Genomic DNA, 12,303 nt, shown 5'->3' with positions numbered 1-12,303 from the left:
CCGATGAGTCAGCAAGCCGTGAAATTTGCCTATTGGGTGCCCAACGTCAGCGGTGGGCTGGTGGTCAGCAAGATCGAACAGCGCACTCACTGGGGCATCGACTACAACCGCAAACTGGCGCAGTTGGCCGAAGCCGCAGGCTTTGAATACGGCCTGACCCAGATTCGCTTCACCGCCGGTTATGGCGCCGAAAACCAGCATGAGTCCGTGGCGTTCAGCCATGCTTTGCTGGCGGCGACCACCACGCTCAAAGTGATCGCGGCGATCCTGCCAGGTCCCTGGCAACCGGCGTTGGCGGCCAAGCAATTGGCGACCATCGACCAGCTCACCAATGGCCGTATTGCGGTGAATATCGTCAGTGGCTGGTTCAAGGGCGAGTTCCAGGCCATTGGCGAACCCTGGCTGGAGCACGATGAGCGCTACCGTCGTTCAGAAGAATTCATCCGCGCCCTCAAAGGCATCTGGACCCAGGACGATTTCACCTTCAAGGGCGATTTCTATCGTTTCAACAACTACACCCTCAAGCCCAAGCCATTGGGCCAGCCAGAGGTTTTCCAGGGGGGTAGTTCACGGGCGGCACGGGACATGGCGGCGCGGGTCTCGGACTGGTACTTCACTAACGGCAACACCCCCGAAGGCATCAAGGCCCAGGTCGATGATATCCGCGCCAAGGCCGCTGCCAATCACCATTCGGTTAAGGTCGGCGTGAACGCCTTTGTGATCGCCCGCGACACCGAAGAAGAAGCCCGGGCCGTGCTGGCGGAAATCATCGACCAGGCCGACCCGGAAGCGGTCAACGCCTTTGGTGATGCCGCCAAGCAGGCGGGCAAGGCTTCGCCGGAAGGCGAGGGCAACTGGGCCAAGTCCAGCTTCGAAGACCTGGTGCAGTACAACGATGGCTTCAAGACCAACCTGATTGGCACCCCGCGGCAGATCGCCGAACGCATTGTCGCGCTCAAGGCCGTGGGCGTGGACCTGGTGCTCGCGGGCTTTCTGCATTTTCAGGAGGAGGTGGAGTACTTCGGCAAACGTGTTTTGCCGCTGGTGCGTGAGCTGGAAGCCACGGCCGATGCAGGCGCGAGCGGTTTTTCCAGGCACAAGGCAGCTGTGTGATCTTCGTAGTAGTCGTCGACCCAGGCAAAGCGCCGATAGCCATTGCGCTCATACAGGGAGAGTGCGCCGGGGTTGTCGGTGCGCACTTGCAGACGCAGGTACGCGCAATCGTTGGCCAGGGCGCAGGCTTCGATGTGCTCCAGTAACTGATGGCCCAGACCGATGCCTCGAGCGTGCTCGGCAATGGCGATGGAATACAAGCGCGCCAGCCGGGCGCCACGACGAAACAGCACCAGCCCATAGCCGAGCAGTTCACCGTGCTGTTGCACAAGCCACAACTGGCCATTGGCCCGGCTGATCATCCAGCGCAGACTGCGCGAAGACAGCCGATCACTGCTGAAACACTGCTGCTCCAACGCCACTAATGCAGGCACATCGTCGAGGGTTGCAACGCGAAAGAAAAGAGCCATAAGACCACCGTAAAAGTTGCGTAACGAAACGGGACTTCCCTAAAAGATCGTGCTTAATAGAAAAGGTCGAGTTCTCTAAAGCGGATCAACTATTATGTCGGCGGTACAAGGTCATTGGCGTCAAGTATCCGAGCAAACAGTTGCGGCGACAATAACGTCCAACGGTTATTTTTCCGCGCCACCCCGAAGTTCGAGCCAAGTGGTGATTATTGTCGAGCGCAAGGAAGATTGGGCCTCCTATTTTCCCAGCGAGGATATCGTCACCGCCCAGGAGTACCTGGAGCAGACCCGGGAAAACGAAACAGGCAAGCGCGTACAGGTAATCAACCTGTGCCGCAGCTACAAGTACCTGGGGCACGGCTACTACTGCTCGTTGCTGGCCGAGGCGCGTGGGCACAAGGTGATTCCATCGGTGCGCACCATCAGCGAACTGACCAGGAAAGCCCTGTATGGCCTGTCTCTGGATGATCTGGATAAAAGCCTGGAAAAGGCCCTGAGTCATCATCTCTACAGCAATACCGAAGGCTTTACCCTGACACTGTATTTCGGTCGGACCACGATAGAACCTTTGCAGGAGTTAGCGCGCCAGTTGTTTGAAACCTTTCCCTGTCCGATCTTGTTAGTTGAATTCCGTCAACATAACGGCTGGCATATCGAAGGCGTTAAGTCTGGCGTATTGCACAAGTTACGCGACGATCAGGAAGACCAATTCGCCCACGCCCTCGACAACTTCAGTCGCAAGGTCTGGCGTCAGCCGCGCTCACGTCGGTTGGCCCGTTATGACCTGGCAATTCTTCACGATCCTCAGGAGCAACTGCCTCCGTCCAACCCCCGCGCCCTGGAAAATTTCATACGGGTCGGCAAGAGCCTGGGCATTGATGTGGAGTTGATCGAGCGCAAGGATTACGCGCGCCTGGCCGAGTACGACGCCTTGCTCATCCGTGAGACTACCAGCGTCGATAACCATACCTACCGTTTCGCCAAGAAAGCCGAAAGCGAGGGGCTGGTGGTGATGGATGACCCCGCATCGATCCTGCGCTGCACCAACAAGGTCTACCTCACCGACCTGCTGAACAGCCACCAACTGGGCATGCCGGCCACCGAGATTCTTTACAAGGAGCGGCCGGAAGATTTCGAGCGCGTCGGCGAGCGCCTGGGCTTCCCACTGGTGTTGAAGATCCCCGATGGCTGTTTCTCCCGAGGGGTGATAAAGGTCGAAAGCCAGGCGGCGTTGCTCATGGCCACGGCCGAGCTGTTCGAGCATTCGGTACTGCTGCTGGCCCAAGAGTTCTTCTACACCGAATACGACTGGCGCATCGGCGTGCTCAACCGTAAACCGATTTTCGCCTGCCAGTACTTCATGTCCAAGGGGCATTGGCAGATCTACAACCACAAGGCCATTGGCCAGGCCGTCAACGGTGAGTGTCGCACCCTGGCGGTCCACGAAGCGCCAAAAGCCGTGGTGGAACTGGCAGTGAAGACTGCCAACCTGATCGGCGACGGCCTCTATGGCGTGGACCTCAAGCAGTCCGGCGACAAAGTGGTGGTGATTGAGGTCAACGACAACCCCAACCTGGATGCGGGCATCGAAGATGCCTACCTGCAGGACGATCTGTATGGCTTGGTGCTGGAGGAGTTTGTGCGCCGCCTGGAGCTTAAACGCCAGGGTCAGGTGTGGTAACAATCAAGCAGACCGCTGAAACTCGCGGTTGCCAGGGCAGGAAGGCGAGCAACCTTTACCTGCCGTCGGACGGTTGATTCGATGCCAGTTAAACCGACATCCGGTTATGTTCAGGTTGTCCGCCGGAGTCTATAAATACCGTTCCCAGATGGGAATATAACGACGTTCATGATTCAGGCTCGCAACGTTGGGCCTGAAGCAGTTCCGTTGATGGAGCAGTTCAGCGTCACATTTGTGAGTGCACGTCTCTTTAATGGATTTAAGGAGACACGACATGACTGACTTAATAACTTTTGCCCTGCCTGAAGCTGTAACTGATAGCAAGGCCGATCGCCAATTGGGCCGAGCGCTCATAGATGCTTGGCGCAAAGACGGTATTTTTCAGATCAGCATCCATGACGAACAGGACCAGAAGGTCAAGCGCGCCATGGCAGCCAGCAAGGCTTTTTTCAAACTGCCCCGGGAAGAGAAGTCGCGCTTAGTCAGCAGTCTTACCTATGCAGGGTATGTTGCTTCTGGCGAAGAGGTCACGGCTGGCGAGCAGGATCAATCGGAAATTTTCACCATTTGCAAAGATCTGCCACTGGAGGATCAGCGCGTTGTAGACGGCTGGCCGTGCCACGGTCCCGTGCCATGGCCCAATGACGAATACCGCGACAGCATGAAAGCCTTCCTGGAGGAATTGGGTGACACGGGCGAAAAGTTGTTGAAGCTGGTGGCACTCGGACTGGGATTGGAAATAAATGCTTTGACGCAGCTTAGCCAGGATGGCTGGCACCATATGCGTGTTCTGCGTTTCCCTGCCGAGTCGGCGCAAACCTGCCGAGGTATTGGGGCCCATACCGACTACGGCATGCTGGTGATCGCTACTCAGGATGAGGTGGGAGGTTTGTATATTCGGCCTCCGGTCGACGGCGAACATCGCAAGCGCAACTGGTTGCCTGACGAAAGCACTGCAGGTTTATTCGAAAACGACGAGCCCTGGACGTTCGTGAAACCGGTACCGCGCGTGTTCACAGTGTTTCCGGGTGATATTTTGCAATTCATGACCGATGGACTTCTGCTCTCGACGCCTCACAAGGTCAAGCTAAACTCACGTGAGCGTTTTGCCATGGCCTACTTTCACGAGCCGAGTTTCAGCGTTTCAGCCAAGCCATTATTCAGTCAGAGCTGTACTGAACGTATTCATTACGGCACACATTTCACCAACATGTTTATGCGTTGCTATCCGCAACGGATAACGACCCAGTGCATTCTCAAGGAGAATCGCTTGAGCCACTTGGAAGGTATTAGTCTGGCCCACGCGCACCCTTGAGTTCGTTACGCTCCCGAGCGGGTAGGCCGCTCGGGAGACTTTTCAATGGCCGATCAGCGCCCATTGCTCAAGGTAGTGATTCCACCGGTTCTGCATCAGTTTGTTTTTGCAACGTGAGCACCTCAAACCCGTCCGCCGTCACTGCCACAGTATGTTCCCACTGCGCCGACAGACTGTTGTCCTTGGTCACCACCGTCCAGCCATCCTTGAGACTGCGCGTCTTGGCGCCGCCCTGGTTGAGCATGGGCTCCACGGTAAACACCATACCTTCGCGCAGAACGAGGCCGGTGCCAGGGCGGCCGAAGTGCAGGATCTGTGGCTCTTCATGCATCTGTTTGCCGATGCCATGGCCGCAGTATTCACGCACCACGCTGTAGCCGTTGGCCTGGGCGTGACTCTGAATCGCATGACCGATATCACCCAGGCGAGCGCCGGGCTTGACCTGGCGGATGCCGGCCCACATCGCCTCGAAGGTCATTTCCACCAGGCGTTTGGCCTTGGGCGCCACGTTACCGATCATGTACATCTTGCTGGAGTCGGCAATGAAACCGCCTTTTTCCAGGGTGATGTCGATGTTGATGATGTCGCCGTCCTTGAGGAACTGCGTGGCGCTGGGCATGCCATGGCACACCACTTCGTTGATCGAGGTGTTGATGCAAAAGGGGTAGTCGTACTGACCCAGGCTGGCGGGGCGGGCCTTGAGTTCGTGGCGGATGAAGGCTTCGACGGCGCTGTCCAGCTCAAGAGTGGAGAGGCCGGCGGCGACATAACCGTCGAGCATGTCGAACACCTGGGCCAGCAGGCGCCCCGACTCTCGCATCACGGCCAGTTGGGCGGCAGTCTTGATCATCAGCTGCGTCCCCGGATCAGGTCGGGCTTGTCCAGCAACAACTTGTTGATCAGCTCGTTGTAGGGCAGGTGCGGGTTGAGCTCGGCGAGCAGGCCGATCTTGATCCAGAACTCGGCCTGGGCGTTGATGGAGCGGTCCATGGCGGCGCTGGCCAGGCGCAGCTGTTCGTGCAGTTGGTCGGTGATTTTGACGATGCCCATGAGGTTCACTTGTAGGGTTGATATACAAAGCGTATACGTTTCGTATGCTTTGCGTAAACCCCTGGTTCAAATGAGGCGCGCGATAGTTGCGACATGTTGCCGAAAAGAGCGTCGACACAGGTTGCTGTTTGAACTGACATGCAGGGTTAAACGTTTAATCGCAGTGGTTCGACGATTATTTAAAGGCTGCAATCGGCTTCATATTAATCGGCAGGTCGCTTATGAAGAAAAGTTACAACAATGCTGAGATTTGCCGAGTAGGCTGGGTGAGTACAGGCGTCTGCCAGGGTTGGCAAGACGGGGCAGGCTAGCGCCTGCCAGCCCATAAAAACTGATTGGCAGTCTCAAAAAAGGAGAGGTTGGCCATGCTTTCGGAACTGGAACTTCGCAGCATTATTGAAGGAAGTTTTCTGCCTAAACGGTGCGAATGCACCAAAGCCGAGGATGCTTCGTTGACGATCAAGGTGTATGACGACCGCGACCGTGACCGGGTGGACTTGGAAGTCAAAGGTATAAACGCCGACAAACTCGACAGCAGTCGAGCCATTTGCAACCTGATCGCCGGTTTGCGTGAAGACCTCAAGCACACCCAGACCCACACCCTGCGTCGAGCAGGAGGGCGCGGTTATTTCTAGTTAAGCCTTGAATTCAAGTTGACCCAGGGCCTGGCATTCGCCAGGCCCATTGTTATGCGCGTCAGCCCAGCTGATGACGGTACGGCAGGTCGGGGCCGGTCTTGGTACAGGTCAACGCGGCAGCCCGAATCGCAAAGCCGAGCATGTTATCAATCTGCACGCGCGTGAGCTGTTGCAGGCCAGTCACTGAGTCAAGCTGATGCTCGGTCAGCCAGGCAATCAACGCGGCCTGGAAGGTGTCGCCGGCGCCCACAGTGTCAGCCATCACCACCTTGACTGCCGGTGCCGACCAGTTGCCGTGCTGACGGCTGAATACGCTGGCGCCATCGCCGCCGCGGGTGAGGAACACCAGTTGGCAGCGGTGTTGCAGCCAACCGTGCAGCACACTTTCGGGTGACTGGTCGGGGTAGAGCAGGTGCAGGTCCTCATCGCTGACCTTGATCAGGTCGGCATGTGTGACCAGTTCGGCGACGCGATCACGCCATAGTTGGATGTCCGGCTGCGGGTTAAGGCGCACGTTAGGGTCCAGGCTGATCAGGCGCTTGCCGCTTTCGCGCTTGACCAGCGCCAGCAGGGTGTCGCCAATCGGTTGCACCACCAGTGAGAACGAGCCGATATGCAGCCCGCGCACCTCATCGCCGAGTACCGGCAAATGCGCGACTTCCAGCAACCGATCCGCACAGCCTTCGCCACGGAAGTTGTACTGCGGTGAGCCATTGGCGCCCACAGCGACCATCGACAACGTGGTCGGCGCGGCAAATTCCACCAGGAACTGCTCGCTGACCCCTTCATTTTTCAGCACCTGCAACAAGCGCCGGCCGAGGAAGTCGCTGGACAGGCCGCCGAACAACCCGGCTTCAATCCCCAGGCGGCGCAGGCCCACGGCCACATTGAATGGCGAGCCCCCGGCAATCGCCTTGTAATTGACTTTGGCGGCCTGCCCGCTGGCATCCTCCTCGCTGAAAAAATCAAACAGCGCCTCACCACACACCAGATACATAGTCGTTCGCTCTTAAAGGGATGCCACGTGCTGTTGATAACGCTCATACGCCTGTTGATAGGCGCTGACACTCTCGGTTGCCGGCAAGGTACGGCTGGCCGGGTCGACGCTCACACATTTGTCGCACAGGCTGGCCAAGGGTTCGCCGCTCTGGCACCAGGCGGCCTGGATTGCCGCGCCCAGGGCGGCGGCTTCGCTCTGTTCGGTGCACACCACTTCGGTGTGCATGATATCGGCGACCATCTGCCGCCACACCGGGCTTTTCGAGCCGCCGCCGATCAGGCGGATGCTCTGGCTTTGCAAGCCGGTCTGGCGCAGCAGGTCAAGGCCATAGCGCAGGCCGAAGGTGGTGCCCTCGACCACGGCGCGGCACAGGTTGGCGCGGGTCAGGTTGGTCATGGTCAGACCGTGCAGGCTGCCGGTGGCGTGGGGCAGGGCAGGCACGCGTTCGCCATTGAGAAACGGCAGCATGCAAACCCCGTCGGCGCCAATCGGGGCTTGTTCGACCAAGGCGTTGAACGCCTGCAAGTCGAGTTCGAACAGCTCGCGAATTACCCCGGTGGCGTTGGTCAGGTTCATGGTGCAGATCAGCGGCAGCCAGCCGCCACTGGACGAGCAAAAGGTCGCTACCGACGCCTGCGGGCTGACGTTGGGCTGGTCGGCAAACGCATACACGGTGCCTGATGAGCCCAGGCTCATGGTGATCACCCCGGGAGCGATATTGCCGGTGCCGATGGCGCCCATCATATTGTCGCCGCCGCCGCTGGACACCACGGCGTTGGGGTTGATCCCCAGGCGCTCGGCAATGGCCGGCAGGATCGTGCCCACCGCCTGGTCGGCTTCGATCAACTGCGGGAGCGCTGCCTCCAGGCGGCCGCTGGGGTCGATGTGCCTGAGCAGCGCCACATCCCAGGTGCGGCTGCGCACGTCAAAGTAACCGGTGCCCGAGGCGTCGCCGTACTCGGCGCAGGCGCGACCGGTGAGCCAGTAATTGAGGTAGTCGTGGGGCAGCAGGATATGGGCGATGCGCGCAAATACGTCCGGGTGCTGGTCGCGGGTCCAGAGCAGTTTGGAGACGGTGTAGCCCGGCGCGATGGCTACGCCCAGGCGTTCCAGGGAGCCGCTTTCGCCGCCCAGGTGTGCCAGCAGGCGCTCGTTCTCCGGCGCGGTTTCGGTGTCGCACCACAACTTGGCCGGGCGCAGCACTTCACCTTGTTCGTCCAGCAGCACCAGGCCGTGCTGCTGGCCGGAAACGCCGATGCCAAGGATGTCCTGGCCGTCCACCCCGGCTTGTTGCAGGGCGCGGTGGGTGGCTTCGGTGAAGGCGTGCAGCCATTCCTGGGTGTGTTGCTCGCGCTGGCCGTTGGCGCCGCTGATCAAGGTATGGGCGGCGGCGCCCAGGCCCAGCACCTTGCCGCTGGAGGCGTCGAGGACGATGGCCTTGGTGCCTTGGGTGCCGCAGTCGATTCCGAGGAACAGGTTTTGCTGGGTCATGATGGAGTGCTCAGCAGTATTATTTTTGGATTGGTAACCCGGTCAAGTGTGGGAGGGGGCTTGCTCCCGATGAGGGAGTGTCAGTCAAATACCTTTCTCTGACCTACCGCTATCGGGAGCAAGCCCCCTCCCACAGTTTTAATCCGGTTTGTTCAGGAGTTGTTGCAGGGTTTGGGTGACGCCTTTGTCGCGCAGGCTTGCATAGCACCGCTCAAACGCTGCCACAAACTCAGCGGACTTGGGAATAGCCGTGCCAAAAATCTCCTCTACCCCCAGCAAGCGCTGGCTGATCAGCGCGTCATCACTCACCAGCCCCTGGCAGAACTCGGCCCTTGGATCGGGGATCTTGTAGCTCACGCCATTCTCATCCACCCCTTTCAAATACAAGGCCCAGGCCGCCACTACCAGCGCTGCACGCTCAGTCTCGCGGCCATCGGCAATCAAGCGATTGATGGTCGGCACGGTGAACTTGGGAAACTTCGACGAACCATCGGAACACACCCGTTCCAACTGGTCGGCAATCGCCTGGTTGGAAAAGCGCTCCACCAGCGTCTGCTTGTACACCGTCAGGTCGATGCCCGGCACCGGCGCCAGGTTCGGCGTAACGTCCAGGTCCATGTACGCACGCATATACGCCACGAACAGCGGGTCGTTCATGGTCTCGTGGACAAACCGATAACCCTTGAGAAACCCCAGGTAGGTGAGGGCCAGGTGACTGCCGTTGAGCAAGCCGATCTTCATCTCTTCGTAAGGCGTGACGTCATCGGTGAACTGCACGCCGACCTTCTCCCAGGCCGGGCGACCGTTGACGAACTTGTCTTCCAGCACCCACTGCACAAACGGTTCGCACACCACCGGCCAGGCATCGTCGACGCCATGTTCATCATGCAGTTGCAGGCGGTGGGCGGTGCTGGTCATTGGCGTGATGCGGTCGACCATGGCGTTCGGGAAGCTCACGTTGGTTTTGATCCAGTCATGCAGCTCGGCGTTGTGTAGCGCGGCGAAGGCCAGCAGTGCCTTGCGCGTGACGGCGCCGTTGTGCGGCAGGTTATCGCAGGACATGACGGTAAATGCCGCAGTGCCGGCGGCGCGGCGTTGGGTGAGCGCTGCGCAGATAAAACCGAACACGGTTTTGGGTGTCTTGGGGTGCGCCAGGTCATGCTGGATCTGTGGCAGGTGGGCCATGAATTCGCCGTTGCTGTCATCGATGCAGTAGCCGCCCTCGGTGATGGTCAACGAGACGATGCGGATAGCCGGGTCAGCCAGTTTGTCGATCAACGCCTGGGCGCCGTCTTCGGCCAGCAGCATATCGCTGAGGGCGCCGATGACGCGTACTTCGGTGTCGTCGGTGTCACCTAGCTCATACAGGGTAAACAAGTAATCCTGGCCGGCCAGGTCGTCGCGAGCCTTGCGGTCCTCGGCACGCAGGCCCACGCCACAAATGCCCCAGTCCAGGCCCTCGCCGGTATTCATCAAGGCGTCGGTGTAATACGCCTGGTGTGCGCGGTGAAAGCCACCGACGCCGATATGGGCGATGCCCTGGCGGGTGTCGGCAAGCGCATAAGCCGGGATTTTCACTTGCGGCGCCAACTGCGTGAGATTGTGTTTATTCAGTTTCATCTAAAAATACTCGCGGAGTCAGGCGGCTGCGCGCAGTGGGCGGGCCACCGCTACGCCGTCAGTGTCGAACAGATGGCAGTGCGCCGGGTCCAGGTGCAGGTGCAACGTCTCGCCGTACTGGCTGGCCATGTCGCCGCGAATCCGCATGGTCAGCGGTTCGCCATTGGCGGTGATGACGTGGCAGAAGGTGTCGCTGCCCAGGCGCTCGCCAACGTCAGCGGTGACGGTCAGGGTGGTTTGCCCTGGCGCGGCGATTTCCAGATGCTCGGGACGAATGCCCAGGGTCACCGCGCTGCCGACGCTCAAGGTCGCGCCACTCAACGGCAGGCTGATCAGGGTGCCAGCGTCCAATTGCACGTCGCAGCCATGGCCTTCGACACGCGTGACCTTGCCCTTGAGAAAGCCCATCTTCGGCGTGCCGAGAAAGCCGGCCACAAACAGGTTGGCCGGTTGGTGATACAGCTCCAACGGCGAGCCGACCTGCTCGATACGGCCACTGTTGAGCACCACCACCTTGTCGGCCAGGGTCATGGCTTCGACCTGGTCGTGGGTCACGTAGATCATGGTGGCTTGCAGTTCTTTATGCAGGCGCGCCAGTTCCAGGCGCATCTGCACGCGCAGCGCCGCGTCGAGGTTGGACAGCGGCTCGTCGAACAGGAAGATCTTCGGGTTACGCACAATCGCCCGGCCAATCGCCACGCGCTGGCGCTGGCCGCCGGACAGTTGCTTGGGCTTGCGCTCCAGCAGCGGCCCCAGTTCCAGGATGCGCGCCGCTTCGCTGACCTTGCTCTCGACCAGCTTCTTGTCGACACCGGCCAGGTCCAGGGCAAACGACATGTTCTTGCGCACGCTCATGTGCGGGTACAGCGCGTAGGTCTGGAACACCATGGCCAGGTCGCGCTTGGCCGGGGTCACTTCGGTGATGTCGCGGCCATCCAGTTCGATGGTGCCTTCCGTGACTTCTTCCAGGCCGGCGATCAGGCGTAGCAGGGTGGATTTGCCGCAGCCCGACGGGCCGACGAACACCACGAATTCCTTGTCGTTCACTTCAAGGTCAATGCCCTTGATGATCGAGAAACCTTCGAAGCCTTTTTGCAGATTCTTGATTTTCAGGTTGGCCATGATGGGCCTCCTTATCGAATTATTATTTGACGGCGCCGAAGGACAAACCGCGCACCAGCTGTTTCTGGCTGATCCAGCCAAAGATCAGGATCGGCGCGCAGGCCAGGGTCGAGACGGCGGACAACTTGGCCCAGAACAAACCTTCGGGGCTGGAGTAGGAGGCGATCAGTGCGGTCAACGGCGCAGCGCTCGACGAGGTCAGGTTCAGCGACCAGAACGCCTCGTTCCAGCACAGGATCAGCGACAGCAACACCGTGGAGGCCAGGCCACCCTTGGCGATCGGCAACAGCACGCGGACCATTTCCTGCCACAGGGTGGCGCCGTCCAGGCGGGCGGCTTCGAGGATGTCCTTGGGGATGTCCTTGAAGTAGGTGTACACCATCCACACCACGATCGGCAGGTTGATCAGGGTGTAGATGATGATCAGCGCGATACGCGTGTCCAACAGGCCAAGGCTCTTGGCCAACAGATAGATCGGCATCAGCACGCCCACCGGTGGCAGCATCTTGGTCGACAGCATCCACAGCAGCGTGCCCTTGGTGCGCTGGGTTTCGTAGAACGCCATGGAGTAGGCGGCCGGCACCGAGATCAGTAGGCACAGGGCAGTGGCGCTGAACGAAATCACCACCGAGTTCCAGGCGTAGGCGAAGTAGTTGCTGCGTTCGTTGATGTGCAGGTAGTTCTCCAGCGTCGGCGTGAAGATGAACTGCGGCGGGGTGGCGAACGCATCGATTTCAGTCTTGAAGCTGGTCAGCACCATCCAGAAGATCGGGAAGAAAATCAGGATCGCGATCGCCCAGGCCAACGTACCGAGTAGCAGGCTTTGCAGGCGGCGGGATTGTTGAAGTGTCATGGCGCGGCCC

11 protein-coding genes and 1 pseudogene are annotated in these 12,303 nt (G+C 59.5%); 4 read left to right on the top strand and 8 right to left on the bottom strand.

What is annotated here, in order from left to right; all coding sequences use genetic code 11:
• The first annotated feature begins 3 nt into the window (after window positions 1–3).
• Window positions 4–1,113: a dimethylsulfone monooxygenase SfnG gene (gene sfnG, locus JH25_RS25100; RefSeq protein WP_032875795.1), complete on the top strand. Its 1,110-nt coding sequence runs from the start codon at window positions 4–6 to the stop codon at window positions 1,111–1,113.
• Here sfnG and JH25_RS25105 read toward each other — a convergent pair.
• A pseudogene (locus tag JH25_RS25105) lies at window positions 1,086–1,523 on the bottom strand (GNAT family N-acetyltransferase); the annotation flags it as partial. The gene sfnG and the pseudogene JH25_RS25105 overlap by 28 nt on opposite strands.
• 94 nt (window positions 1,524–1,617) lie before the next feature.
• Between JH25_RS25105 and JH25_RS25110 the strand changes: the two are divergent.
• Both JH25_RS25110 and JH25_RS25115 read left to right on the top strand, forming a co-directional pair.
• Window positions 1,618–3,204: a RimK family protein gene (locus tag JH25_RS25110; protein ID WP_032875789.1), complete on the top strand. Its 1,587-nt coding sequence runs from the start codon at window positions 1,618–1,620 to the stop codon at window positions 3,202–3,204.
• A gap of 274 nt (window positions 3,205–3,478) precedes the next feature.
• Entirely contained in the window at window positions 3,479–4,519 is a 1,041-nt protein-coding gene (locus JH25_RS25115) for a 2-oxoglutarate and iron-dependent oxygenase domain-containing protein (RefSeq protein ID WP_032875787.1), read from the top strand.
• Between the two features lie 67 nt (window positions 4,520–4,586).
• Here the strand turns inward: JH25_RS25115 and map are convergent, their stop codons facing one another.
• Entirely contained in the window at window positions 4,587–5,369 is a 783-nt protein-coding gene (map, locus tag JH25_RS25120) for a type I methionyl aminopeptidase (protein ID WP_032875785.1), read from the bottom strand.
• On the bottom strand, window positions 5,369–5,569 hold the full coding sequence (locus tag JH25_RS25125; RefSeq protein WP_003190946.1) for a ParD-like family protein: 201 nt from the start codon (window positions 5,567–5,569) through the stop codon (window positions 5,369–5,371). Before JH25_RS25125 ends, map begins: the two co-directional genes overlap by 1 nt.
• Window positions 5,570–5,934: 365 nt before the next feature.
• Between JH25_RS25125 and JH25_RS25130 the strand changes: the two genes are divergently transcribed.
• Entirely contained in the window at window positions 5,935–6,204 is a 270-nt protein-coding gene (locus JH25_RS25130; RefSeq protein ID WP_032875782.1) for a DUF1652 domain-containing protein, read from the top strand.
• A 61-nt stretch (window positions 6,205–6,265) separates the two neighbouring features.
• Here JH25_RS25130 and JH25_RS25135 read toward each other — a convergent pair whose 3' ends face one another.
• The 5 genes from JH25_RS25135 to JH25_RS25155 form a co-directional block, all read right to left on the bottom strand.
• Window positions 6,266–7,204: a carbohydrate kinase family protein gene (locus JH25_RS25135; RefSeq protein ID WP_032875780.1), complete on the bottom strand. Its 939-nt coding sequence runs from the start codon at window positions 7,202–7,204 to the stop codon at window positions 6,266–6,268.
• 12 nt (window positions 7,205–7,216) lie between these two features.
• Window positions 7,217–8,698, bottom strand: coding sequence for a xylulokinase (xylB, locus tag JH25_RS25140; protein ID WP_032875779.1), 1,482 nt, complete (start codon window positions 8,696–8,698; stop codon window positions 7,217–7,219).
• Window positions 8,699–8,836: 138 nt separating this feature from the next.
• Window positions 8,837–10,318 carry a mannitol dehydrogenase family protein gene (locus JH25_RS25145; RefSeq protein ID WP_032875777.1) on the bottom strand — a complete coding sequence of 494 codons (1,482 nt, stop codon included), beginning with the start codon at window positions 10,316–10,318 and terminating at the stop codon, window positions 8,837–8,839.
• Window positions 10,319–10,336: 18 nt separating this feature from the next.
• Window positions 10,337–11,440 carry an ABC transporter ATP-binding protein gene (locus JH25_RS25150; protein WP_032875775.1) on the bottom strand — a complete coding sequence of 368 codons (1,104 nt, stop codon included), beginning with the start codon at window positions 11,438–11,440 and terminating at the stop codon, window positions 10,337–10,339.
• Between the two features lie 22 nt (window positions 11,441–11,462).
• The gene (locus JH25_RS25155; RefSeq protein WP_032875774.1) at window positions 11,463–12,293 is read right to left on the bottom strand and encodes a carbohydrate ABC transporter permease; all 831 of its coding nucleotides are present in this window, start codon (window positions 12,291–12,293) and stop codon (window positions 11,463–11,465) included.
• Window positions 12,294–12,303: the final 10 nt, after the last annotated feature.

It is taken from the genome of Pseudomonas sp. BRG-100, assembly GCF_000737955.1.
GTDB classification, from domain to species: domain Bacteria; phylum Pseudomonadota; class Gammaproteobacteria; order Pseudomonadales; family Pseudomonadaceae; genus Aquipseudomonas; species Aquipseudomonas synxantha_A.
Note: the sequence above shows the minus strand (reverse complement) of the source record. Positions and strands in the feature narration are given on the sequence as shown.

Excerpts from the sequence above, each read along its gene's own strand:
- sfnG (WP_032875795.1), top strand. The coding sequence starts at position 4 with ATGAGTCAGCAAGCCGTGAAATTTGCCTATTGGGTGCCCAACGTCAGC.
- JH25_RS25150 (WP_032875775.1), bottom strand. The coding sequence starts at position 11,440 with ATGGCCAACCTGAAAATCAAGAATCTGCAAAAAGGCTTCGAAGGTTTC.
- JH25_RS25155 (WP_032875774.1), bottom strand. The coding sequence starts at position 12,293 with ATGACACTTCAACAATCCCGCCGCCTGCAAAGCCTGCTACTCGGTACG.
- JH25_RS25125 (WP_003190946.1), bottom strand. The coding sequence starts at position 5,569 with ATGGGCATCGTCAAAATCACCGACCAACTGCACGAACAGCTGCGCCTG.
- JH25_RS25110 (WP_032875789.1), top strand. The coding sequence starts at position 1,618 with ATGTCGGCGGTACAAGGTCATTGGCGTCAAGTATCCGAGCAAACAGTT.
- JH25_RS25130 (WP_032875782.1), top strand. The coding sequence starts at position 5,935 with ATGCTTTCGGAACTGGAACTTCGCAGCATTATTGAAGGAAGTTTTCTG.
- map (WP_032875785.1), bottom strand. The coding sequence starts at position 5,369 with ATGATCAAGACTGCCGCCCAACTGGCCGTGATGCGAGAGTCGGGGCGC.
- xylB (WP_032875779.1), bottom strand. The coding sequence starts at position 8,698 with ATGACCCAGCAAAACCTGTTCCTCGGAATCGACTGCGGCACCCAAGGC.
- JH25_RS25135 (WP_032875780.1), bottom strand. The coding sequence starts at position 7,204 with ATGTATCTGGTGTGTGGTGAGGCGCTGTTTGATTTTTTCAGCGAGGAG.
- JH25_RS25115 (WP_032875787.1), top strand. The coding sequence starts at position 3,479 with ATGACTGACTTAATAACTTTTGCCCTGCCTGAAGCTGTAACTGATAGC.
- JH25_RS25145 (WP_032875777.1), bottom strand. The coding sequence starts at position 10,318 with ATGAAACTGAATAAACACAATCTCACGCAGTTGGCGCCGCAAGTGAAA.